Here is a 21,663-nt window from a genome sequence, read left to right as displayed (position 1 = left end):
AAACTGATTACCAAATCTGCCAAATTAGCCAACGTCTGCTATGACATTCGCGGCCCTATCATGGACCGGGCCAAGCAGATGGAGGAAGAAGGCCAAAAGATCATCAAGCTCAACATCGGCAACCTCGCTGTGTTTGGCTTTGATTCACCTGAAGAAATCCAGCAGGACATGATCCGCAACCTGCCGAACTCGGCCGGTTATTCGGACAGCAAGGGTATTTTTGCGGCGCGCAAGGCGGTGATGCACGAGACGCAGAAGCAGGGCATCAAGGGCGTCACACTGGACGACATCTACCTGGGCAATGGGGCGAGCGAGTTGATCGTGATGGCGACCAACGCGCTGCTCAACGACGGCGATGAGTTGCTGCTGCCCGCACCCGACTACCCACTGTGGACGGCGGCCGCGAGCCTCTCGGGCGGCACGCCCGTGCATTACCTGTGCGATGAGGCCAATGGCTGGATGCCCGACCTGGCCGATATCCGCGCCAAGATCACGCCGTTTACACGTGGCATTGTCGTCATCAACCCCAACAACCCGACCGGCGCGCTGTATTCCGACGAACTGCTCAAGGGCATTGTCGATATTGCGCGTGAGCACAATTTGGTGATTTTTGCCGACGAGGTCTATGACAAGGTGCTCTACGATGGGGCGCGCCACACGGCCCTTGCCAGCCTGTCGCAAGACGTATTGACGCTGACTTTCAACAGCCTGAGCAAAAGCTACCGCTCCTGCGGTTACCGCGCAGGCTGGATGGTGGTCTCGGGCGACAAGAAGCCGGCGCGCGACTACATCGAGGGGCTCAACATGCTTTCGAACATGCGGCTGTGCTCCAACGTGCCCGGCCAGTGGGCGATCCAGACCGCGCTGGGGGGGCACCAAAGCATCAACGAACTGGTCGGAGAGGGCGGGCGTTTGCGCCGCCAGCGCGACCTGGCTTACGAGCTGATCACTGCCATTCCGGGCGTGAGCTGCGTCAAACCCAGCGCCGCCCTGTATATGTTTCCCCGGCTCGACCCCAAGGTCTACCCCATCACCGACGACCGCCAGTTTTTTCTGGAGTTGCTCGAGGAAACGCGCGTCATGCTGGTGCAGGGCACGGGGTTCAACTGGGCCACGCCGGATCATTTCCGCATCGTCTTTTTGCCTCATGAAAACGACCTGCGCGAAGCCATCGCGCGCATTGCCAAGTTCCTGGAGACCTGGCGCAACAACCGTATTTGATTTTCGATTTTTTTACAAACAAGACGCCAGGCGACTATGAAATCAACGAATTTGAGCCCCATCCGGGTAGGCCTTCTGGGCATGGGCACCGTGGGCACGGGTACCTTCAACGTATTGCAGCGCAATCAGGAAGAGATTCGCCGCCGCGCGGGCCGCGGCATTGAAATCACCATGGTGGCCGACCTGGATGTGGCGCGTGCCAAGGCAGCGGTGGGCGAGGGTGTGCAAGTGGTGGACGATGCGCGAAAAGTGATTGCCAACCCTGACATCGACATCGTGATCGAGCTGATTGGCGGCTACGGCATTGCCAGGGCCCTGGTGCTGGAGGCGATCGAGGCCGGCAAGCATGTGGTCACCGCCAACAAGGCGCTGTTGGCCGTGCACGGCACCGAGATTTTTGCTGCGGCGCACCGCAAGGGTGTCATGGTCGCCTTCGAGGCTGCGGTTGCCGGGGGCATCCCCATCATCAAGGCGCTGCGTGAGGGCCTGACGGCCAACAGCATCCAGTGGATCGCCGGCATCATCAACGGCACCACCAATTTCATACTGTCCGAGATGCGCGACAAGGGCCTGGACTTTGACGTGGTGCTCAAGGAAGCGCAACGCCTGGGCTACGCCGAAGCAGACCCGACTTTCGACATCGAGGGCGTGGACGCCGGCCACAAGGTCACGCTGATGTCGGCCATTGCCTTCGGCATCCCGGTGCAGTTCGACAAGGCCTATGTCGAGGGCATCACCCATCTGGCGGCGCAAGACATTCGCTACGCCGAGCAACTCGGCTACCGCATCAAGCTGCTGGGCATCACCAAGCGCGCCGCAAACGGCATCGAGCTGCGCGTGCACCCCAGCCTGGTGCCGGCCAAGCGCCTGATCGCCAACGTCGAAGGCGCGATGAATGCGGTGGTGGTGCAGGGCGACGCCGTCGGCACCACGCTCTACTACGGCAAGGGTGCCGGCAGCGAGCCGACCGCCAGCGCGGTAATTGCCGACCTGGTCGACATCGCCCGCCTGCACACGGCTGACCCCGAGCACCGCGTGCCGCACCTGGCTTTCCAGCCCGATGCCATGAGCAACCTGCCCATCGTGCCGATGTCCGAGGTGGTGACCAGCTACTACCTGCGCCTGAACGTGGCCGACGAAGCCGGTGTGCTGGCCAAGGTCACCGGCATTCTGGCCTCGATGGGCATTAGCATCGACGCCGTGCTGCAGCGCGAGGCCGACGAAGTCGGCGGCGAAGGGGCCACGCAAACCGACCTCATCATCCTGACCCATGACTGCGTGGAAGCAAAGATGAACGAGGCGCTGGCGCAAATGCAGGCGCTGCCCACCGTGCTGGCGCCCATCACGCGCATCCGCAAGGAGGAACTGGCGTGATGCGTTACCTCTCCACGCGCGGCCACCCGGACCGCAAACAGTTTTGCGAAATTCTGCTCGAAGGCCTGGCGCCCGATGGCGGCTTGTACCTGCCAGAGCACTATCCGCAGGTTGGCGACGCCATGCTCACGAAGTGGCGCGGCCTAAGTTATACCGATCTGGCGTTTGAAGTGCTGTCGCTGTATATCGACGATATTCCTGCCGCAGACCTGAAGGCTATTTGCACGAAGACCTACACCGAGCAAGTGTTCGGTACGAAGGAAATCGTGCCGCTTCGCCCGCTTGAAAGCGGTTTGTACCTTGAAGCCCTGTCCAATGGACCGACGCTGGCGTTCAAGGACATGGCCATGCAGTTGCTGGGCAACCTGTTCGAGTACGAGCTGGCCCGCCGCGGCGAAGAGCTCAATATTTTGGGCGCCACCAGCGGCGACACCGGCAGCGCCGCCGAATACGCCATGCGCGGCAAAAAGGGCGTGCGCGTTTTCATGCTATCCCCCAACGGCCGCATGAGCCCGTTCCAGCAGGCGCAAATGTTCAGCCTGCAGGACGAAAACATCCACAACATCGCCGTTGAAGGCGTGTTTGACGACTGCCAGGACATCGTCAAAGCCGTGTCCAACGACCTCGAATTCAAGCGCCAGTACAAGATTGGCACCGTCAATTCGATCAACTGGGCGCGCCTGATGGCCCAAGTCGTTTACTACTTTGCCGGCTACTTCCAGGCGACCACATCGAACAGCCAGAAGGTCAGCTTCGCCGTGCCTTCTGGCAATTTCGGCAACGTCTGCGCCGGCCATGTGGCGCGCAGCATGGGGCTGCCGATTGACAAGCTGGTGGTTGCCACCAACGAAAACGATGTGCTCGACGAGTTTTTCCGTACCGGCGTTTTCCGCGTGCGCGGAAGTGCCGACACGCACGAAACCTCCAGCCCGTCGATGGACCTTTCCAAAGCCTCGAATTTCGAGCGTTTTGTGTTTGACCTGCTGGGCCGCGATGGCGCCAGAGTCAAAGCGCTGTTTCATGACCAGTTGGCCAGCCAGGGCAGTTTTGACCTGAGCGCCGACCCGGCCTTCCAGTCGGCCGCGCAGCGCTACGGCTTTGTGAGCGGCAAGAGCACGCACGCCGACCGGCTGGCCACCATTCGCGATACCTACAAGCGCTTTGGCACCATGATCGACACCCACACCGCCGATGGCGTGAAAGTGGCGCGCGAGCAGGTGCAGCCGGGCGTTCCGATGATCGTGCTCGAAACCGCCTTGCCCATCAAGTTTGCCGCCACCATCGAGGAAGCGCTGGGCCAGTCGCCGGACCGTCCCGTCCGCTTCGAAGGCATCGAAGCACTGCCCAAGCGGGTCAAGGTCGTGCCTGCCGACGTCGCCGTGATCAAGCTCTACATTGTTGAAAATGTTCATTAAATCAGGCTGTAGCCTATACGCTGCGGGTATTTGTAGCTATTTAATTGATAGCGGCAATGGCGCGCAAAAGGCGGATTCATGAAGGTGGTTGGATTTGCCGGGTACTCGGGTTCGGGTAAAACCACGCTGGTGGAGCAGTTGATCCCTGCCCTCAAACTGCGCGGCCTGCGCGTGTCAGTCGTCAAGCACGCCCACCACCGTTTTGACATTGACCAACCCGGCAAAGACACCTACCGGCACCGAGAGGCCGGCGCTTTTGAAGTGGTCGTGGCGTCGCAAAACCGGCTCGCATTGATGCGTGAGTTTGAGCAGCCTGCCGAACTGACGGTTCACCACCTGATTGCCGAGCTTTACGGTGGTGTCGATTGGGTGTTGGTCGAAGGCTTCAAGGACAGCGATCTGCTCAAGATTGAAGTCTGGCGTGCCCCCTCGGCCAGCTACGTCGGCAAGCCGGCTCGCTACATGCACGACGATTTCATCGTGGCCATTGCGACCGACGCACCCGGCCAGTTGCCTGAGCCCACCATGCGCCCGGTGCTGGATTTGAACAACGCCGACGCCGTGGCCGATTACCTGGTCAACAATCAGGACCGGTTTCACTATTCGTTTGAAGATCGTTGACCCACCACCGCTTGCTCACGCCAGTTTCTACGCCAATTCCGGACACTTCGCCATGAGCCCTGCGCCTGCAAATCCATCCATCCCCGCCACGGCATCGCCTGCACGTGCACCGCTCAAGCCGCTTGACGTGGCCTTGGCCGAGCTGCTGGCCTGCGCGACGCCCCTGCCGGGTGTTGAACGGGTTTCCACCTTTGAGGCCGATGGCCGCGTGCTGGCCCAGGATCTGGTGTCCGGCCTTGATGTGCCCGCGCACGACAACAGCTCCATGGACGGCTACGCCGTGCGCTGTGCGGACTGGTCCGGCGCCCAGACTGTGCTGCAGGTCCACCAGCGCATCCCGGCCGGCAGCAGCGGGCAGGAACTCGCACCGGCCTCAGCCGCGCGGATCTTCACGGGCGCGCCGATTCCCTCAGGCGCCGATGCCGTGGTGATGCAGGAAGACTGCGACACCGTGGCCGCTGGCGACCAGCCGTATCCCGGCATTCGCATACAGGCGCCGCCCAAGCCAGGTCAGTGGATTCGCCGCCGCGGTGAAGATGTGGCCTCCGGCGCCGTGGTGCTGCAGCGCGGCGAACGACTGAGCCCGGCCTCCCTCGGGCTGGCGGCCAGCATCGGTTTTAGCCAGCTGCCCGTGGCCCCACGGCCCCGCGTGGCCTTGCTTTCCACCGGCGACGAACTGGTCATGCCCGGCGATGTAGCGCCCGCCGACATGAAACCCGGCGCCATTTACAACTCCAACCGGTTCTTCTTGAAGGCCCTGCTGCAGCGCCTGGGTTGCCAAGTGACCGACCTCGGCATCGTGCCCGACCGGCTCGATGCGACGATGGCTGCGCTGCAGGGCGCCAGCCAGCAGCACGACCTGATTCTGACCAGCGGCGGCGTGTCGGTCGGTGAAGAGGACCACATCAAGCCCGCCGTGCAGGCGCTGGGCGAACTGAACCTGTGGCAAATCGCCATCAAGCCCGGCAAACCGTTTGCCTATGGCCAGGTCGGCGCGGCCCATTTCATTGGCTTGCCAGGCAACCCGGTGTCCAGCTTCGTGACCTTTTTGCTGCTGGTCCGGCCCTTTTTGCTCAGGCTGCAGGGCGTGACCGACGTTGCGCCTGAATCCATGGCGGCTACCGCCCATTTTGATTGGCCCAGAGCCGATAAACGACGTGAATTTCTGCGCGTTCAGCGTGACGCTGCGGGCGGGCTCGCGCTGTTTTGCAACCAGAGCTCCGGCGTGCTGACCTCTGCGGTGTGGGCCGACGGCCTGGTGGACAACCCACCCGGCCAAACCATTGCGCATGGCGACACGGTCCAGTTCATTCCGTTTTCGGCCCTTTTGTCGTGAAACCTGTTTATTGAAAGCTTGGCGCATGAAAGTCACCATCAAATACTTTGCCTCCGTCCGCGAAGCCATGGGGCAGGGCAGTGAAGTGCGTGAAACCGGGGCGCTCAATCTGTCGGACCTGCGCGATGAACTGCTGGCCGCCAGCCCCGCGCACGCGGCCAGCCTGGCGCGCGGCAAGTCCGTTCGCATGGCGCTCAACCAGGTCATGAGCGACGAGTCGGCTGCGCTGACCGACGGCTGCGAAGTGGCTTTTTTCCCGCCTGTCACCGGAGGCTGACATGAGCCCCCGTGTATCGATTCAGACCGAGGATTTTGATCTGGGTGCAGAGCTTGACGCGCTGCGCAAAAACGACAAGCGCGTAGGTGCCGTTTGCAGCTTTGTGGGTACCGTGCGTGACCGCAATGATGGCCTGAGCGTCAGCAGCATGGAACTTGAGCACTACCCCGGCATGACCGAAAAGTCCATCGAGGGGATGATTGACGAGGCTTGCGCGCGCTTTGATATTTTTGCCGCCCGCGTGGTTCACCGTGTCGGCCTGTTGCAGCCGCTGGACCAGGTGGTGATGGTGGCCGTGACGTCCGCGCACCGGGGCGAAAGCTTCCAGGCCTGCGAGTTTTTGATGGACTACCTCAAGACCCAGGCACCGTTCTGGAAAAAAGAGCAGACACCCGAAGGCGCGCGCTGGGTCGATGCGCGCGTCAGCGACGACGCGGCGCTGGCCAAGTGGGGCATCAGCATCAGCAATGCTTGAGCGGCAACGCACAAGTTTGATTTTCATCAAGTTTGCCTGATTCAAGTTGGCGCGCCCCCTTGGCGCGCCTTGCAAAGTCGCAGAAAAGGCCCAAGATCCAAAGGGATCCACCTTTTTAGAGTTTCACCCGGAGTGACTACATGCGGCAAGACAAACTGACCACCAAATTCCAGGAAGCTCTGAGCGACGCCCAGTCGCTGGCCTTGGCCAACGACAACGGTTACATCGAGCCCGCCCATCTGCTGGCCGCGATGCTGCGCCAGGACGACGGACCGCGCGCGCTGCTGGAGCGGGCTGGCGTCAACGTCAACGGCTTGATGCAGGCGGCCGATGCCGCCGTTAAAAAGCTCCCGCAGGTCCAGGGTCAGGACCAGATCACAGTCGGCCAGGAATTGGCCAAGCTGCTGCAGGCGACCGAAAAAGAATCCATCAAGCGCAACGACCAGTTCATCGCCGGCGAGTTGTTTCTGCTGGCCCTGACCGACAGCAAGAGCGACGTGGGCCGCATTGCGAAAGAAAACGGACTGACCCGCAAGGCGCTGGAAGCGGCGATTGACGCCGTGCGCGGTGGCCAGAACGTCAACAGCGCTGACGCGGAAGGCCAGCGCGAGGCCTTGAAGAAATACTGCATGGACCTGACCGAGCGCGCCCGCCTCGGCAAGCTCGACCCGGTGATTGGTCGCGACGATGAAATTCGCCGCGCCATTCAGGTGCTGCAGCGCCGCACCAAAAACAACCCGGTTCTGATCGGCGAGCCCGGCGTCGGCAAGACCGCCATCGTCGAAGGACTGGCCCAGCGCATCGTGGCGGGCGAGGTGCCCGATTCACTCAAAGGCAAACGCGTGTTGTCGCTTGACATGGCGGCCTTGCTGGCCGGCGCCAAGTTTCGCGGCGAGTTTGAAGAGCGCCTGAAAACCGTGCTCAAGGAGCTGGCCCAGGACGAAGGCCAGACCATCGTCTTTATTGACGAGTTGCACACCATGGTCGGCGCCGGCAAGGCCGAGGGCGCGATGGACGCAGGCAACATGCTCAAACCTGCGCTGGCGCGTGGTGAACTGCACTGCGTGGGCGCCACCACGCTGGACGAATACCGCAAATACATTGAAAAAGACGCCGCGCTGGAGCGCCGGTTCCAGAAAATCCTGGTCGGCGAGCCGTCGGTCGAAGCCACCATTGCCATCCTGCGCGGGCTGAAAGAAAAGTACGAGCTGCACCACGGCGTGCAGATCACCGATCCGGCGATTGTCGCGGCGGCCGAGCTTTCTCACCGCTACATCACCGACCGGTTTTTGCCCGACAAGGCCATTGACCTGATCGACGAAGCGGCCAGCAAGATCAGCATCGAGCGGGATTCCAAGCCCGAGGTGATGGACAGGCTGGACCGCCGCCTGATCCAGTTGCAAATCGAGCGCGAAGCCGTGCGGCGCGAAAAAGACGAAGCGTCGCAAAAGCGCTTTGGCCTGATTGAGGAAGAGATCGTCAAGCTGCAAAAGGAAATCTCTGACCTTGACGAAATCTGGCAGGCTGAAAAGGCCCAGGCGCTGGGTTCCAAAGACGTCATGGAAGAAATTGACCGCATCCGCTTCCAGATTGAAGAATTCACCCGTAAAGGCGACTTCAACAAGGTGGCCGAATTGCAGTACGGCAAGCTGCCCGAGCTTGAAAAGCGCCTGAGTGCGGCCCAAGACGTTGAATCCAAAAAAGGCGCGACCAGCGCACCCACGCTGCTGCGTACCCAGGTTGGCGCTGAAGAAATCGCCGAAGTCGTGGCGCGCGCCACCGGCATTCCGGTCAGCAAACTGATGCAGGGCGAGCGCGACAAGTTGCTGGTCATGGAGGACAAGCTGCACGAACGCGTGGTGGGGCAGGACGAAGCGATTGGCGCGGTGGCCAACGCCATCCGCCGCTCGCGTTCCGGCCTGAGCGACCCGAACCGGCCGACCGGCTCCTTCCTGTTTCTGGGCCCCACGGGCGTCGGTAAAACCGAAGTGTGCAAAGCGCTGGCGGGCTTCCTGTTCGACAGCGAAGACCACCTGATCCGGGTCGACATGAGCGAATTCATGGAAAAGCATTCGGTGGCCCGCCTGATTGGCGCGCCTCCGGGCTATGTCGGTTATGAAGAAGGCGGCCATCTGACCGAAGCTGTGCGCCGCAAGCCCTACAGCGTGCTCTTGCTCGATGAGGTCGAAAAAGCCCACCCGGACGTGTTCAACGTGCTGCTGCAGGTGCTGGACGATGGCCGCCTGACCGATGGCCAGGGGCGCACGGTGGACTTCAAAAACACCGTGATCGTGATGACCAGCAACATCGGCTCACCGATTATTCAGAGCATGGTGGGCCGGCCGGCCGAAGAGATCAAGGAGGCGGTGACGGACGAGCTGAAGAACTACTTCCGTCCCGAGTTTTTGAACCGGATCGACGAAACCGTGGTGTTTCATGCGCTCGATGCCAAAAACATCGAAGCGATTGCCCGCATTCAGCTCAAGGTGTTGCAGGAGCGTTTGCAGAAGATGGACCTCACGCTGGAGGTGTCGGAAGCCGCCATTGGCGAGCTGGCCAAGGTCGGGTTTGATCCGGTGTATGGGGCGCGGCCGCTCAAGCGCGCGATCCAGCAGCGGATTGAAAACCCCCTGTCCAAGCTGCTGCTCGAAGGCCTGTACCCGCCCAAGAGCGTCATTCCGGTCGATGTGGACCCGATCCGCTCGCCGGGCGTCTTCAGCTTCGGGCAGCAGGCGCATTGAGCTTTCACCCGGTCAAGGCAGCCAAGCTGGCCGGGTGAATCCAGGTCGTTTTTGTTAAAGTCCGGTTGGCGCGGACAGCGTTTCGATGACTTCGTGGCGGGTGCTGAGTTCTGCGGAAGCGATTTGACGCTTTTGCAGGATGGGCACCCGGTGCTTGGCCGCCGTGACCTCCGCCAGAATCGACAGCGCCATTTCGGGGGGAGTGTCGGCACCAATGAACAGGCCAACCGGCCCGTAAAGCCGGTCAATTTCCTCGGCGCTGAGGTCGAACAGCGCCAGGCGTTCGCGGCGTTTTGCCGTGCTGGTTCGGCTGCCAAGTGCGCCTACATAAAACGCCGATGACTTCAGGGCCTCCAGGAGGGCCATGTCGTCGAGCTTGGGGTCGTGCGTGAGGGCCAGCACCGCCGTGTGGTTATCGACGCCGATTTCAAGGATCACGTCATCGGGCATGCCGCGCCGGAAGTCCACACCGGCCATCTCAAGCCCCTCCATAAACTCCTCGCGCGGGTCAACCACCACCACTTCGTAGTCTGCGGCCAGCGCAAACTGGCATACATACTGCGACAGCTGCCCGGCACCGACCACCACCAGCCGCCAGCGCGGCCCATAGACGGTGCGCATGACCTGTCCATCGAAACTCACCACGTCAGCACGGCTCGCGTCACGCAAGACCGACGTCCCGTTTTGCAGGTCCAGTTCCCGCACGGTCAGGCGCTTGTTCAGAATCCGCTGCAACAGGGCTTGCAGCAGCGCCAGATCGGGCTGCGGTTCCACCACAATCCGGACGGTTCCGCCGCAGGGCAGGCCAAAGCGGGCCGCCTCGTCTTTGGTCACGCCGTAGGTCACCACCTGGGGCTTTGTCTGTGTGAGTATGTCGCTGCGCACACGGCGTATCAGGTCGTCTTCCAGACAGCCGCCTGAAATCGAGCCGATGACCTGCCCATCTTCGCGGATCACCAGCCAGGAACCCAGCGGCCGGGGAGCAGAGCCCCAGGTCTGCACCACCGTGGCAAGGGCAAGGCGATGGCCCGCCTGCAACCACGCCACACTTTTCCGGAGAACAACAAGATCGGTACTGTCCATGGGGTTTGATCCTTTTCAGCGAGTGGAGAAAACCGGAAGCAGGTAGATTTCAGGGCGTTTCATGGCGTTCTGGCGTGGCTGTCACGCCAGGCAAAAAATCCGCGATAAAGCGCAACGCTCAGCACCATGCCCCAGGTCATGCCCATGAACATGCCGCCCAGCATGCCTGACAGCGCGTTCTCGCCAGATGTCAGCGTCCAGCGCGAAAACCACAGTGCGCCTGCGGTCATGCCCATCAGCATCCACGCCGAGCACATCAGGTTCTGCGCAAACAGCGAGCAGAGGTAGCGTCCGCAGTGCGTCCGGAGCAGGCGCAAGCTCGGAATGGCCAGCAGGCCGCCCGCCAGCATGCCCATGTGCATGCCCGGCAGAAATTCCATATGCAGCCTGAAGCTGTCAAAAAAACCGAGCGCGGCAGATTGGGCGCACAGGTCATTCAGGCGGGCCGGGCCCAGATGAACGTTGTCGTACAGCAGTCCCAGCAGCATGCCGCCAAACCCCAGGGACAGCATGATGTGGGGCGGGGACAATCCGGCGCGCTGGGGCCGCACCCACGTCAGGGCGGCGCATCCCAAGGCGACGATGGCGAGCGTGACCACCATGACGGTGAGTTGTCCACCTGCCATCAGGGCGCCGGGCTGACGCAGCGCGTACAACGTGATTCCCACCAGTAAAACGAGCACGGCCGGTGTCAGCGTGGCGGAACCGAAGCTGCGAAGCAGCCAGTGCGGCGGGGTGTTCATATTCATCCTCCAAGCAGGAAAAATTAAGGCGCTAATTCCGGGTAAACCCCATGGCGAAGCGGGCGTGACGCTATCAATATTTAAACTAGCATAAAAAATGCGGCCGCATCAGCATTTTCAAAAACAAAGCAAGTGCACAAACTCTAGTCCTTGTCCCCGTTTTTTGCCGGGCGCGTGAACGAAGCGCGCCAGGCATGCATGAGCGTCCGTTTTGGGTCACGAAAATACTTCCCCGGTCTTGGGGGCGTTCAAGAACAACAGGGAGTTCCAATGAAAACTTGTCCATTCAGCGCTGCGCCCCCTTCATCTCCAAATTCCTGGCTCTATCTTTTAGAGCGTTTTGACGTCGGAGTAGTTCATCTTGACCGTGAGCTGTACGTCATCGGCATGAACGATTTCGCGCGAAGAAGTCTGCCGGTGGAAGAAAAGCTGCCATTTGGCAAGCTGGTGACCTCGTTTCATCCCGAAGCCGCTGCGGCCAAGGTCAAGTTCTTGCTGGGGCATGCAGAATGCCCGGTCAATAACCCGCCTCCCATGGCCATGATGATCAGCACCCCCGACCGCATGCTGCTCATCAAGGTGTCCAAGGTCGGCGATGCCCAAGGGGCAACTACCGGCTACACCCTGGTTTTTTACGACATCACCGAAGTGGTTAGCCAGGAAGTGGACAGCAGTGTGGCGCGCGGCAGCCGCGAGGCAGGTGAAAAGCGCCAGTTGCTCAAGATCCCGACCGTCAAGCAGAACCGGGTGCTGCTGGTCGATGTGCCCAGCGTGTCGTTCATTCGCTCCGAGGGGCATTACACCTGGGTCCATACCGGGCAGGGCAGCCAGTTCTGCAATCTCAATATTGGGGACATCGAGAACCGGTTGGATCCGCAGCTGTTTCTGCGCGTTCACCGCAGCTATATCGTCAATTTGTCGCATGTCGAGGAAATTGTGCGTGATGACGGCCGCATGACGCTGCGCATGATGGGCTCCATCCCCGTGGAAATCCCGGTGTCGCGCGCCAGCGCCCCGCGCCTGATGGAGCGGCTGGGCTTGGTGGACGCTGTGCCCGTCAAGGTCTGAGCCGCTGATCGGCGCGGCTGGCAAGCGGTCTGGAGGTTCCGGTTTTTCGTTCGTGCAATCCTGTTGCCATTCGTGCGGTGTGAGCGACCATTGATTGCTTTGCCACCCCAGCCGATTTAGCTGACGCTAGAGTCAGTTTCCTGAAGGTCCCAAAACCATACAAGGAGACAAAATGATTCCACCCGCGTTTGCGTACCACGCCCCCCGCTCTGTGGGCGAGGCAATTTCCCTGTTGTCCAGCCTGGGCGACGACGCCAAGCTGCTGGCCGGCGGCCACAGCCTGCTACCCATGATGAAGCTGCGTTTTGCGCAACCGGGCGCGTTGATCGACATTAACCGCATTCCCGAATTGCGCGGCATCCGTGAAGAAGGCGGCCTGATCCGCATCGGCGCCATGACGACCGAAAGCGAGCTGATTGTTTCCCCCCTTCTGCAGGGCCGTGTGCCCCTGCTGCCCGAAGCGGCCCAGCTGATTGCAGACCCGCAGGTGCGCAACCGCGGCACCATTGGCGGCGACATTGCCCACGGCGATCCTGGTAACGACCACCCTGCGATTGCCATGGCGCTGGAAGCGACGTTCGTGTTGCAGGGCCCCGGCGGTGAACGGCGCGTTTTGGCGGTCGATTTCTTTCACGGCACCTACATGACCGAACTGGCCGAGAACGAAATCCTGACGGCTATTTTGGTCAAACCGTTTGAATCGGGCACCGGCTACGCCTACCAAAAGCTCAAACGCAAGACCGGCGACTGGGCCACGGCCGGCGCTGCCGTGGTGATGCGCATGAGCGGCGGCGTGGTCACCGAAGCCCGGATTGGCTTGACCAACGTGGCGCCTACGGCACTGCGTGCCCGTGCTGCAGAAGCCGCGCTGGTCGGCCAGCCCGTGAACGACGCCACGCTGGCGGCGGTGGGCGAGGCCGTGCGCGCCGTGTGCGACCCTGCGGAAGACCTGCGCGGCGACGCCGACTACAAGACCGCGATGGCCGCCGAAATGACCCAGCGCGCCGTCCGCGCCGCTGCCGCACGCTGCCACTGAACCAAGAACAACAGGAGACAAACCCATGACCAAGCAAATCGTGTCCATGACCCTGAACGGTCGCAAAGTGGAGGAGTTGGTGGAGCCGCGCACGCTGCTGATTCATTTCCTGCGGGAAAAAATGAACCTCACGGGCGCGCACATTGGCTGCGAGACCAGCCACTGCGGCGCCTGCACCGTGGACGTGGACGGCCAGTCCATCAAGAGTTGCACCCACCTGGCCGTGCAGTGCGAAGGCAGCGAGGTCAACACCGTGGAAGGCCTGGCCCAGGCCGGTGTCCTGCACGCGGTGCAGGAAGGCTTTTACAAGGAACACGGCCTGCAGTGCGGCTTTTGCACCCCCGGCATGCTGATGCGCGCCTCCCGCTTGCTGCAAGAAAACCCGGACCCCACCGAGGAGGAGGTTCGCGTCGGCATGTCGGGCAACCTGTGCCGCTGCACGGGCTACCAGAACATCGTCAAGGCCGTGCTCCACGCCGCCCGGACCCTGCAACAAGACAAGGTGTCTGCGTAAAACGCGGCCATCCACCAAGGAGACACACATGAACGCACCAATGAGTGACCGCGAAAAAGCGCTGATGGGCATGGGCGAGTCCCGCCTGCGCAAGGAAGATGCCCGCTTCATCCAGGGCAAGGGCAACTATGTCGACGACATCAAGCTGCCCGGCATGCTGCACATGGCGATTGTTCGCTCGCCGCTGGCGCACGCCCGTATCCTGCGCATCAACAAGGAAGAAGCGCTCAAGATCCCGGGCGTGGTGGCGGTGCTGACGGCGGAAGACCTCAAACCGCTCAAGCTGCACTGGATGCCCACGCTCGCAGGCGACGTGGCTGCCGTGCTGGCCGACGAAAAAGTTCACTTTCAAATGCAGGAAGTGGCCGTGGTGATTGCCGATGACCGCTACGCCGCCGCCGACGGCGTGGAGGCGGTGGAAGTCGAATACGAGGAACTGCCCGTGGTGGTGAGCCCGTTCGAGGCCCTCAAGGAAGGCGCGCCCGTGATTCGGGAAGACCTGGCCGGCAAGACCGAAGGCGCGCACGGCAAGCGATACCACCACAACCACATCTTTACCTGGGACGCGGGCAACAAGGAGGCGACCGACGCGGCCTTTGCCAGCGCGCCCGTCACGGTCAAGCAGGACATGCACTACCCGCGCGTGCATCCGTGCCCGCTCGAAACCTGCGGCGCCGTGGCCTCGTTCGACCCGGTTCGGGGCGAGTTGACCACCTGGATCACCAGCCAGGCGCCGCATGTGGTGCGCACCGTGGTGTCCATGCTCTCGGGTATTCCGGAGTCCAAGGTGCGCATCATCTCGCCCGACATCGGCGGCGGCTTTGGCAACAAGGTCGGCATCTACCCCGGTTATGTCTGCGCCATCGTGGCGTCCATCGTGCTGGGGCGGCCCGTCAAGTGGATCGAAAACCGCATAGAGAACCTCTCCAGCACGGCCTTTGCCCGCGACTACCATATGACGGGCGAGCTGGCCGCCACGGCCGACGGCAAGATCCTGGCGCTGCGCACCAATGTGATTGCCGACCACGGCGCGTTTGACGCCTGCGCCGACCCGACCAAGTTCCCGGCCGGCATGTTCCACATCTGCTCCGGCAGCTACGACATTGCCAACGCGTATTGCCGCGTCGATGGCGTCTACACCAATAAGGCGCCCGGCGGCGTGGCCTACCGCTGCTCGTTTCGCGTGACTGAGGCGGTCTACCTGGTCGAGCGCATGGTCGACGTGCTGGCGCAAAAGCTGGGCATGGACAAGGCCGAGATCCGCGCCAAGAACTTCATCAAGCGCGAACAGTTCCCCTACACCTCCGCCTTCGGGTTTGAATACGACTCGGGCGACTACCAGACCGCGCTCGACAAGGTGCTGCAGGCGGTTGACTACAAGGGCTTGCGCGCCGAGCAAGCCGCCAAGCGCGCCGACCCCGATTGCCCGACGCTCATGGGCATCGGCCTGGTCAGCTTTACCGAGGTGGTGGGCGCCGGCCCGAGCAAGATTTGCGACATTCTGGGCGTCGGCATGTTTGACTCGTGCGAGATTCGCGTGCACCCCACCGGCAGCGCTATTGCCCGCATGGGCACCATTTCGCAGGGCCAGGGCCACCAGACGACGTATGCCCAGATCATTGCCACCGAACTCGGTATTTCGTCCGAGGTGATTCAGGTCGAGGAGGGCGACACCCACACCGCGCCCTATGGCCTGGGCACCTACGGCTCGCGTTCCACGCCGGTGGCCGGTGCGGCCATTGCCATGGCGGCCCGCAAGATCCATGCAAAGGCCAAAAAGATCGCGGCCCACCTGATGGAAGTCAGTGAAGCCGATCTGGAGTGGGAAATCGACCGCTTCAAGCTGCGCGGCGACGACGCCAAGTTCAAGACCATGAAGGACATTGCCTGGGCCGCCTACAACCAGCCGCCCGAAGGCCTGGAGCCCGGCTTGGAGGCGGTGCATTACTACGACCCGCCCAACTTCACCTTTCCGTTTGGCGTTTACCTGTGCGTGGTGGACATCGACAAGGGCACGGGCGAGACCAAGATACGCCGCTTCTATGCGCTCGACGATTGCGGCACCCGCATCAACCCGATGATCATTGAGGGCCAGATTCACGGTGGCCTGACCGAAGGCTTTGCGGTCGCCATGGGGCAACTGCTGTCTTTTGATGCGCAAGGCAACATCCAGGGCAATTCGCTGATGGACTACTTTTTGCCCACCGCCGTGGAAACCCCCAAGTGGGAAACCGACTACACCGTGACGCCTTCGCCGCACCACCCGCTGGGCGCCAAGGGCGTGGCCGAGTCGCCGCACGTCGGCAGCATCCCGACCTTCACGAGTGCCATGGTGGACGCCTTTGCGCACCTGGGTGTGACTCACTTTGACATGCCCCATACCGCGTTCCGCGTGTGGCAGCAACTGAAAAAATCTGGCCTTACCCGCTGATCCGCTGATCGTGTTTCCCAGCGGGGCGGGTGCACCAAGGTGTATCCGCCCTCTCGCTTTTAGAAAGAATTCATGCAAGTCACGCTCGATAAACAATATCCTGTCGCATCCGGTGTCGATGCCGCGTGGGCCGTGCTGTCCAACATTCCTGAACTGGCGACCTGCATGGCCGGCGCGCAGATCACTGAAGAAATCGATGCGACCCACTTCAAGGGCAGCGTCCGGGTCAAGGTCGGGCCCGCCGTGGCCGCCTTTGCCGGCACCATTGAGGTTCTGTCGCTGGACCCGGTCGCGCGCACACTCAAAATGATCGGCAAGGGGGCTGACAAAGGCGGCTCCTCGGCCTCGATGGAGTTGACCGCCAAACTCGTGCCAACCGACAACGGCAACAGCACGCTGCAAGGCCATGCCGAGGTGATCGTCAATGGCAAGTTTGCCCAGTTTGGCGGGCGCATGATGACTTCCGTGTCCGACATGATCCTGGCCCAGTTCGCCGAAACATTCTCGCAAAAAGCGCAAGTTGTTCAGGGCGCCGCTGCCCCTGCCGGGGAGGCGGCGCCAGGCGCTGCTCCTGCTGCGCCCGTGGTGGCCAAGGAACTCAATGGCTTGGCTATTGTGTGGATGCTGATTCGCAACTTCTTTGCGCGTTTGTTTGGCCGCCAGACCTGACGCGACGCCGGCCCATGACGCAACCCTTGAGCACCCCCGACGGCCTGCGCGAGCGCCTGTTCAAGGCCGGCTATATTGCCGACGAAGACCTCGCCAGCCTGGTCTGGATGGGGCTGGCGCTGGAGCGCCCGCTGCTGCTTGAAGGCGCTGCCGGCGTCGGCAAAACGGCCATTGCCGGCGCCTGCGCGCGTGCGCTGGGCCGGCCGCTGCTCCGGCTGCAGTGCTACGAAGGCCTGGACCTGAGCCAGGCTGTGTACGAGTGGAACTACAGCCGCCAGTTGCTGGAAATCCGGCTGGCTGAAGCGGGCCAGGGCGACAGCAGCCGGCTGCGCGAGAACCTGTTTTCTGAAGCATTTTTGCTCGAGCGTCCCCTGTTGCAGGCGATTCGTTCGCCCCAGCCCTGCGTGCTGCTGATCGACGAAATTGACCGCGCCGACGATGCCTTCGAGGCGTTTTTGCTGGAAATGCTGTCCGAATACCAGGTCACGGTGCCTGAACTGGGCACGCTCACCGCGCGCAGCAAACCGCTGGTCATTTTGACCAGCAACGGCACGCGTGACTTGTCCGACGCGCTGCGCCGGCGCTGCCTGTTTCATTACCTTGATTTCCCGTCGCTCGGGCGCGAAATCCAGATTGTCCGTACCCTGGTGCCCGAGGCCGCGACCCGGCTGGTGGAGCAAGCCGTCGCGTTTGTCCAGCGCCTGCGCCGTGAAGACCTCGACAAAACCCCCGGCGTGGCCGAAACACTGGACTGGGTACGCGTGCTGTTCAAGTTGGGCCACGGCGAGTTGCCTGAAGACCCGCAGGCGCTGGTGCCCACGCTGGCCGCCCTGCTAAAGACCCGCAACGACCGCTGGCAGGTCACGGTGGAGCGCGTCGCCAAGCTGATTGACGGCCCGCGCATTGCGCAGGACGTGGGTGTGGCCGGCGCCATGAAGTGAGGCCGGCGCTGATGCCCATGCCCGTTGCCACCGACCCCCGGGAACGTCTGGGCGAATTTTTGCACTACCTGCGCGAGCATGGGTTTTCGCTGGGCTACACCGAGCTGGAACTGATGGCCCGCGCCGCTGCCGAGCTGCCGCTGGCGCAGTGGCCCCGCATTGAAGCGCTGTGGCGCGGTATTGCCGCAGGCAGCCACAAGCAGTGGCTTAAATACCCGGAACTGCACCAGGCGTTCTGGTTCCCCCACAAGGTCAGAGCCTCCACGCGCAGCTCGGGTTTAACGCAGCGCGGCCGCTCGCTGCCCGAACTGGTGCAGCAAATGCATAGCAGCATGGATAACAGGGGCAACACCCCGCCCGGGGCTACCCAGCCCACCGTGGGCATGGCCCAGCAGCCAGGCGCCGGCGATGTGGAAGCCAGCGACTCACCCCAGCGTGCCCAAGGCGGGGCGAGCCGCACCGAACCGCTGGACCAGCGCGACTTTGCCGACTGGCTGCCCGGCGACATCGAACGTTTTGAACCCCTGGTGGAAGCGCTCAAGCGCCGCTTGCGCACCCAGCTGCTGCGCCGTTGGCGGCATCACCCCGACAGCGGCCCGATTCACCTGCGCCGCTCGCTGCGGGCGGCACTGGCCACCGGCGGCGAGCTGGTCAAGCTGCACTTCGTGCGCCGCCAGCGTCGCCCGCCGCGCGTGGTGGTACTGGTCGACGTGAGCCGCTCCATGGAGGCGCATGCGCAGTTTTTTCTGCACCTGAGCCGTGCTTTTGTCGAAGTCATGGATGCCCGCGTCTTTGTGTTTCATACCCGTCTGGCCGATGTCACGCCGCTCATGAAGCGGCGCAGCGAGCGGGTGCAGGAAAAAGTCAATGCCGTTACCTTTGGCTTTGGCGGCGGCACCCGCATTGCCACCTGCCTGCACGAGGCGCTGCACCTGCACTTGGCGCGCAGTTTGTCTCGGGGTGATTTGTTCATGGTGTTCAGCGACGGCTTTGACACCGACGAGCCGCAGGCCCTGGCCGAGGTGCTGGCGCAGGTGCGGGCCCGGGGTGCGCGCGTCTGCTGGCTGCACCCCACGGTTCAGCTGCCGCAGTCTGAAGCCATGCGGCTGGCTGCGCCCTATGTGTCGCGCTTCATGCCTGCGCACAACCTGGCCAGTCTCATGCGCCTGCCCGAACTGCTGGCTTGAGCTTCTGATGTAGTTGATGTTTTTGCCCTTTTTACCTACCAGGAATCACCACGATGGGATGCTTACTTAAACAGGGCGGCGGGCTGTACGCCCGCCTGCGTGTGGGCGCCGTGCTGCTGGCGGCCGGCGAGGGCGCGCGCATGGGCGGCGTCGCCAAGCCGCTGATCCGGCTCCAGGGCGTGCCGCTGATCAACCGCCAGCTGATTGCGCTCAGCGGCGCCGGTGTGGACGAGGTCGTGGTCGTCACCGGCCATGCCCGCGAAGCCATCGAAGCCCAGGTGCAGGCTTTTCCGGTTACGCTGGCTCACAACCCGGCCTACCGCGAAGGCCAGCAAGGCTCGGTACGCGTGGGGCTGGCGGCCCTCAGCGGCCATTTTGACGCGGTGTTTGTGGTGCTGGCCGACCAGCCGCTGATCGGCTCCGGCGACCTGACCGAGCTGATCTCGGCCTTTAAAAAGCGCCCCACCGGCAACGTCGTGGTGCCGGTGGTGGGCGGGCAGCGCGGCAACCCCATTGTGCTGGACGACGTGGCCCGCAGCCAGATTCTGGCCAGCGACACCAACCTGGGCTGCCGCCACCTGATCGAGCGCCAGCCCGAACTGGTGCATGTGCATGAAACCAGCAACACCCGCTTCATCACCGACCTGGACACCCTTCAGGACGTGGAGCAGCTCGCCCAGCGCACCGGCTGGCGGCTCGAATTGCCCGATGCCTCTACCGACGAGGGCGCTGCGTGAGCGCAACCTCCGCCGCCTTGCAGCAGCACTGGCCGGTGCCGCTGGCCGTGCACCGGTTCGAGCGTGCCGCCGAAATCAACGAAGTGCTGGCGCGGGTGTTTCTGACGATGCGCGCGACCGATCCGCAGGCGCCAGGCGGCCGCTTTTACGCCAGCGCCGATGACCTGCTGCGGCGCATTGACCTGCCTGAGTTCCACGCCTTGTTGCAGTTCATCGCCGCATCATTGCAGACCACCGCCCAGCAGGCCAATGCAGGTGTCTGGCCACCCGGGCGGCACGGCCTGCAGCTTGAACTGACGGGTGTCTGGTTCCAGATCCAGAACGGCGCCGCCTTTCATGACATCCACACCCATGGCAACTGTTCGTGGTCAGGCGTGTACTACGTGCAGATCGACCCGCCCGCACAGCGCCAGGCCCACCCCGAACTGGGCGCGCTCAACGGCGCCACACGCTTTTACAGCCCGATGTTTCCCTTGCTCGGCGGCGCCCACATCGACATGGGCAACGCCTTTTTGCAGCAGGCCACGCTCGACGTTTCGCCGAATGAAGGCGATCTGGTGCTGTTTCCTGCCTTCCTGCCGCACAAGGCCATGCCCTACGCGGGCGAGCGCGACCGCATCATCGTGTCCTTCAATGCCCAAATCCGTGCGCCCGGCGGCGACCAATTGTTCCGCTACGCAGGGGCTTGATGTTTCGAGCAGAACGCACCTCAGTACCTCTTCCTTCGCGCACCGGGGGTGTTCAGTTTCGGGGGGAGGTGTGGCAGCTCAAGGCATCCAACAAATCGTTGGCAATAAATGCTATTTATTTGATAGCTTCTTGCGCATGACCGATAAGGGCGTTGGCCTGATTTGGCAGTGTGGTGGCGCAGGGTGGACGGCCTGGCTGCCGGTGGTTCCGGGACAACCCCCAGGTTCAGCCGTAGCGCCGACAAAAAAATACCGCCGTGCGGCCGTTCTCGGGCACCGCACGGCGCTAGGGTTGGACTACATGCGGTTCAGATCCTGCAACGCGTCGATCACCATTCCAGTGCCAATGGTAATGAGCAGAATGTCAGAGGCTACACGCACGTAGCGGTGGCCGGCCGGCGGTACGCCCAGTTGCAAGATCAGGGCAGGCGGCACACTGTAATAAATGACATCACGCGGCAAAGGCTGGCCTATGGCCCACTTGCGGGCCTGCCCCGGCGGCATGCAACCATTGTTTTTCTTGGCCAGCCCGGGCGGGCACCGGCCAACGCGGAATTGCTCGCTGTAGTAGTTGCGCACCGCCGTGCGCTGGGTATCGCCAAAATACCCACCCACCTGGACCGGCGCACCTTTCGAAGCGTTTCGGTTACGAGCATCCGGTGCCTGGTTGGGACGGCCTTGCGCCTTCCCTTGCGTGGGCTGGACCGGCCGAGCTTGTTTGTCGCTCTGCTCGGGCTTGCCGCCGCCCGCCCACTCCGGCTTTTCGGCCATGACCCCAGCGGTGGCCAGCAGACCTGCAACAAGGAGCCCGAGGGCACGGCCTGTTTTGACTGAAGTGGGTTTCATGCTTGACCTCTTGATGGCTTAGGGGAACGTGATGTTGGTCGTGATCGCGGGAGCGGACGTCAACGCGGCGAGCGTTACCGTCTTGTCCGCAAATCCGGTCAAGCTTGCATTGAGTGTGTATTTGCCCGCCGCAGCCGTGTCGGGAGCAAACACCAGCAAGTTCGGTGCCGCCACATAGGGCGCCACTCGCGGGGCGTCGACAGGCAACGAGTAGCTGTAGCTACCCGTGATGCCATCGACGAACCGGCCCGCGACTTCC

General features: G+C 62.6%; 19 protein-coding genes and 2 pseudogenes. 17 read left to right on the top strand and 4 right to left on the bottom strand.

Translation table 11 applies throughout. The annotated features are described in order from the left end of the window. The 8 genes and pseudogenes from Q8K05_RS13230 to clpB all read left to right on the top strand — a co-directional run. Positions 1–1,221, top strand: a 1,221-nt coding sequence (locus Q8K05_RS13230) for a pyridoxal phosphate-dependent aminotransferase (RefSeq protein WP_370868850.1), incomplete at its 5' end; no start/stop codon positions are given. Positions 1,222–1,272: 51 nt separating this feature from the next. After that, a complete protein-coding gene (locus Q8K05_RS13225; protein WP_305247071.1) occupies positions 1,273–2,595 on the top strand; it encodes a homoserine dehydrogenase in 1,323 nt (440 codons plus the stop codon). After that, positions 2,595–4,010, top strand: coding sequence for a threonine synthase (gene thrC, locus Q8K05_RS13220; RefSeq protein WP_305247070.1), 1,416 nt, complete (start codon positions 2,595–2,597; stop codon positions 4,008–4,010). Before Q8K05_RS13225 ends, thrC begins: the two co-directional genes overlap by 1 nt. A gap of 72 nt (positions 4,011–4,082) precedes the next feature. Then, positions 4,083–4,631: pseudogene (mobB, locus tag Q8K05_RS13215) on the top strand (molybdopterin-guanine dinucleotide biosynthesis protein B); the annotation flags it as partial. A gap of 52 nt (positions 4,632–4,683) precedes the next feature. Beyond that, positions 4,684–5,967, top strand: coding sequence for a gephyrin-like molybdotransferase Glp (gene glp / locus Q8K05_RS13210; protein ID WP_305247069.1), 1,284 nt, complete (start codon positions 4,684–4,686; stop codon positions 5,965–5,967). A 25-nt stretch (positions 5,968–5,992) separates the two neighbouring features. Beyond that, positions 5,993–6,244, top strand: a complete 252-nt coding sequence (locus tag Q8K05_RS13205) for a MoaD/ThiS family protein (RefSeq protein ID WP_305247068.1) — start codon at positions 5,993–5,995, stop codon at positions 6,242–6,244. Position 6,245: 1 nt separating this feature from the next. Then, positions 6,246–6,719, top strand: coding sequence for a molybdenum cofactor biosynthesis protein MoaE (locus tag Q8K05_RS13200; RefSeq protein WP_305247067.1), 474 nt, complete (start codon positions 6,246–6,248; stop codon positions 6,717–6,719). 140 nt (positions 6,720–6,859) lie between these two features. After that, positions 6,860–9,460, top strand: a complete 2,601-nt coding sequence (gene clpB, locus Q8K05_RS13195) for an ATP-dependent chaperone ClpB (protein ID WP_305247066.1) — start codon at positions 6,860–6,862, stop codon at positions 9,458–9,460. A 54-nt stretch (positions 9,461–9,514) separates the two neighbouring features. On the opposite strand, the gene Q8K05_RS13190 is transcribed toward clpB, so the two are convergent. Further along, entirely contained in the window at positions 9,515–10,543 is a 1,029-nt protein-coding gene (locus tag Q8K05_RS13190; RefSeq protein ID WP_305247065.1) for an XdhC family protein, read from the bottom strand. A gap of 59 nt (positions 10,544–10,602) precedes the next feature. After that, positions 10,603–11,286 carry a hypothetical protein gene (locus Q8K05_RS13185; protein WP_305247064.1) on the bottom strand — a complete coding sequence of 228 codons (684 nt, stop codon included), beginning with the start codon at positions 11,284–11,286 and terminating at the stop codon, positions 10,603–10,605. 387 nt (positions 11,287–11,673) lie between these two features. Here Q8K05_RS13185 and Q8K05_RS13180 point away from each other — a divergent pair, with 387 nt between their 5' ends. The 9 genes from Q8K05_RS13180 (at position 11,674) to Q8K05_RS13140 (ending at position 20,558) form a co-directional block, all read left to right on the top strand. Then, a complete protein-coding gene (locus Q8K05_RS13180) occupies positions 11,674–12,354 on the top strand; it encodes a LytTR family DNA-binding domain-containing protein (RefSeq protein ID WP_305247063.1) in 681 nt (226 codons plus the stop codon). A 172-nt stretch (positions 12,355–12,526) separates the two neighbouring features. Then, positions 12,527–13,390, top strand: a complete 864-nt coding sequence (locus Q8K05_RS13175; RefSeq protein ID WP_305247062.1) for a xanthine dehydrogenase family protein subunit M — start codon at positions 12,527–12,529, stop codon at positions 13,388–13,390. Positions 13,391–13,415: 25 nt separating this feature from the next. After that, positions 13,416–13,904, top strand: a complete 489-nt coding sequence (locus Q8K05_RS13170) for a (2Fe-2S)-binding protein (protein ID WP_305247061.1) — start codon at positions 13,416–13,418, stop codon at positions 13,902–13,904. 28 nt (positions 13,905–13,932) lie between these two features. Next, complete coding sequence (locus Q8K05_RS13165) at positions 13,933–16,335, top strand: aerobic carbon-monoxide dehydrogenase large subunit (protein ID WP_305247060.1); 2,403 nt, start codon at positions 13,933–13,935, stop codon at positions 16,333–16,335. Positions 16,336–16,407: 72 nt separating this feature from the next. Beyond that, positions 16,408–17,004 (top strand): CoxG family protein, encoded by a 597-nt coding sequence (locus Q8K05_RS13160; protein WP_305247058.1) that lies wholly within the window; start codon positions 16,408–16,410, stop codon positions 17,002–17,004. A 14-nt stretch (positions 17,005–17,018) separates the two neighbouring features. Next, on the top strand, positions 17,019–17,945 hold the full coding sequence (locus Q8K05_RS13155; RefSeq protein ID WP_305247056.1) for a MoxR family ATPase: 927 nt from the start codon (positions 17,019–17,021) through the stop codon (positions 17,943–17,945). Positions 17,946–17,962: 17 nt separating this feature from the next. Further along, positions 17,963–19,132: a VWA domain-containing protein gene (locus Q8K05_RS13150; RefSeq protein WP_305247055.1), complete on the top strand. Its 1,170-nt coding sequence runs from the start codon at positions 17,963–17,965 to the stop codon at positions 19,130–19,132. A gap of 53 nt (positions 19,133–19,185) precedes the next feature. Beyond that, on the top strand, positions 19,186–19,869 hold the full coding sequence (locus Q8K05_RS13145; RefSeq protein WP_305247053.1) for a nucleotidyltransferase family protein: 684 nt from the start codon (positions 19,186–19,188) through the stop codon (positions 19,867–19,869). Further along, positions 19,866–20,558 carry a TIGR02466 family protein gene (locus Q8K05_RS13140; protein ID WP_305247052.1) on the top strand — a complete coding sequence of 231 codons (693 nt, stop codon included), beginning with the start codon at positions 19,866–19,868 and terminating at the stop codon, positions 20,556–20,558. Before Q8K05_RS13145 ends, Q8K05_RS13140 begins: the two co-directional genes overlap by 4 nt. A 297-nt stretch (positions 20,559–20,855) precedes the next feature. Here the strand turns inward: Q8K05_RS13140 and Q8K05_RS13135 are convergent, their stop codons facing one another. Both Q8K05_RS13135 and Q8K05_RS13130 read right to left on the bottom strand, forming a co-directional pair. Continuing rightward, the gene (locus Q8K05_RS13135) at positions 20,856–21,404 is read right to left on the bottom strand and encodes a hypothetical protein (protein WP_305247051.1); all 549 of its coding nucleotides are present in this window, start codon (positions 21,402–21,404) and stop codon (positions 20,856–20,858) included. An 18-nt stretch (positions 21,405–21,422) separates the two neighbouring features. Then, positions 21,423–21,663 (bottom strand): annotated as a pseudogene (locus tag Q8K05_RS13130) (hypothetical protein); the annotation flags it as partial.

The organism is Polaromonas sp. (assembly GCF_030682935.1).
GTDB lineage: Bacteria > Pseudomonadota > Gammaproteobacteria > Burkholderiales > Burkholderiaceae_C > Polaromonas.
Note: the sequence above shows the minus strand (reverse complement) of the source record. Positions and strands in the feature narration are given on the sequence as shown.

Excerpts from the sequence above, each read along its gene's own strand:
- Q8K05_RS13150 (WP_305247055.1), top strand. The coding sequence starts at position 17,963 with ATGCCCGTTGCCACCGACCCCCGGGAACGTCTGGGCGAATTTTTGCAC.
- Q8K05_RS13185 (WP_305247064.1), bottom strand. The coding sequence starts at position 11,286 with ATGAACACCCCGCCGCACTGGCTGCTTCGCAGCTTCGGTTCCGCCACG.
- Q8K05_RS13170 (WP_305247061.1), top strand. The coding sequence starts at position 13,416 with ATGACCAAGCAAATCGTGTCCATGACCCTGAACGGTCGCAAAGTGGAG.
- Q8K05_RS13165 (WP_305247060.1), top strand. The coding sequence starts at position 13,933 with ATGAACGCACCAATGAGTGACCGCGAAAAAGCGCTGATGGGCATGGGC.
- Q8K05_RS13180 (WP_305247063.1), top strand. The coding sequence starts at position 11,674 with ATGAACGATTTCGCGCGAAGAAGTCTGCCGGTGGAAGAAAAGCTGCCA.
- clpB (WP_305247066.1), top strand. The coding sequence starts at position 6,860 with ATGCGGCAAGACAAACTGACCACCAAATTCCAGGAAGCTCTGAGCGAC.
- Q8K05_RS13175 (WP_305247062.1), top strand. The coding sequence starts at position 12,527 with ATGATTCCACCCGCGTTTGCGTACCACGCCCCCCGCTCTGTGGGCGAG.
- thrC (WP_305247070.1), top strand. The coding sequence starts at position 2,595 with ATGCGTTACCTCTCCACGCGCGGCCACCCGGACCGCAAACAGTTTTGC.
- glp (WP_305247069.1), top strand. The coding sequence starts at position 4,684 with ATGAGCCCTGCGCCTGCAAATCCATCCATCCCCGCCACGGCATCGCCT.
- Q8K05_RS13135 (WP_305247051.1), bottom strand. The coding sequence starts at position 21,404 with ATGAAACCCACTTCAGTCAAAACAGGCCGTGCCCTCGGGCTCCTTGTT.
- Q8K05_RS13145 (WP_305247053.1), top strand. The coding sequence starts at position 19,186 with ATGGGATGCTTACTTAAACAGGGCGGCGGGCTGTACGCCCGCCTGCGT.
- Q8K05_RS13160 (WP_305247058.1), top strand. The coding sequence starts at position 16,408 with ATGCAAGTCACGCTCGATAAACAATATCCTGTCGCATCCGGTGTCGAT.
- Q8K05_RS13155 (WP_305247056.1), top strand. The coding sequence starts at position 17,019 with ATGACGCAACCCTTGAGCACCCCCGACGGCCTGCGCGAGCGCCTGTTC.
- Q8K05_RS13205 (WP_305247068.1), top strand. The coding sequence starts at position 5,993 with ATGAAAGTCACCATCAAATACTTTGCCTCCGTCCGCGAAGCCATGGGG.
- Q8K05_RS13200 (WP_305247067.1), top strand. The coding sequence starts at position 6,246 with ATGAGCCCCCGTGTATCGATTCAGACCGAGGATTTTGATCTGGGTGCA.
- Q8K05_RS13190 (WP_305247065.1), bottom strand. The coding sequence starts at position 10,543 with ATGGACAGTACCGATCTTGTTGTTCTCCGGAAAAGTGTGGCGTGGTTG.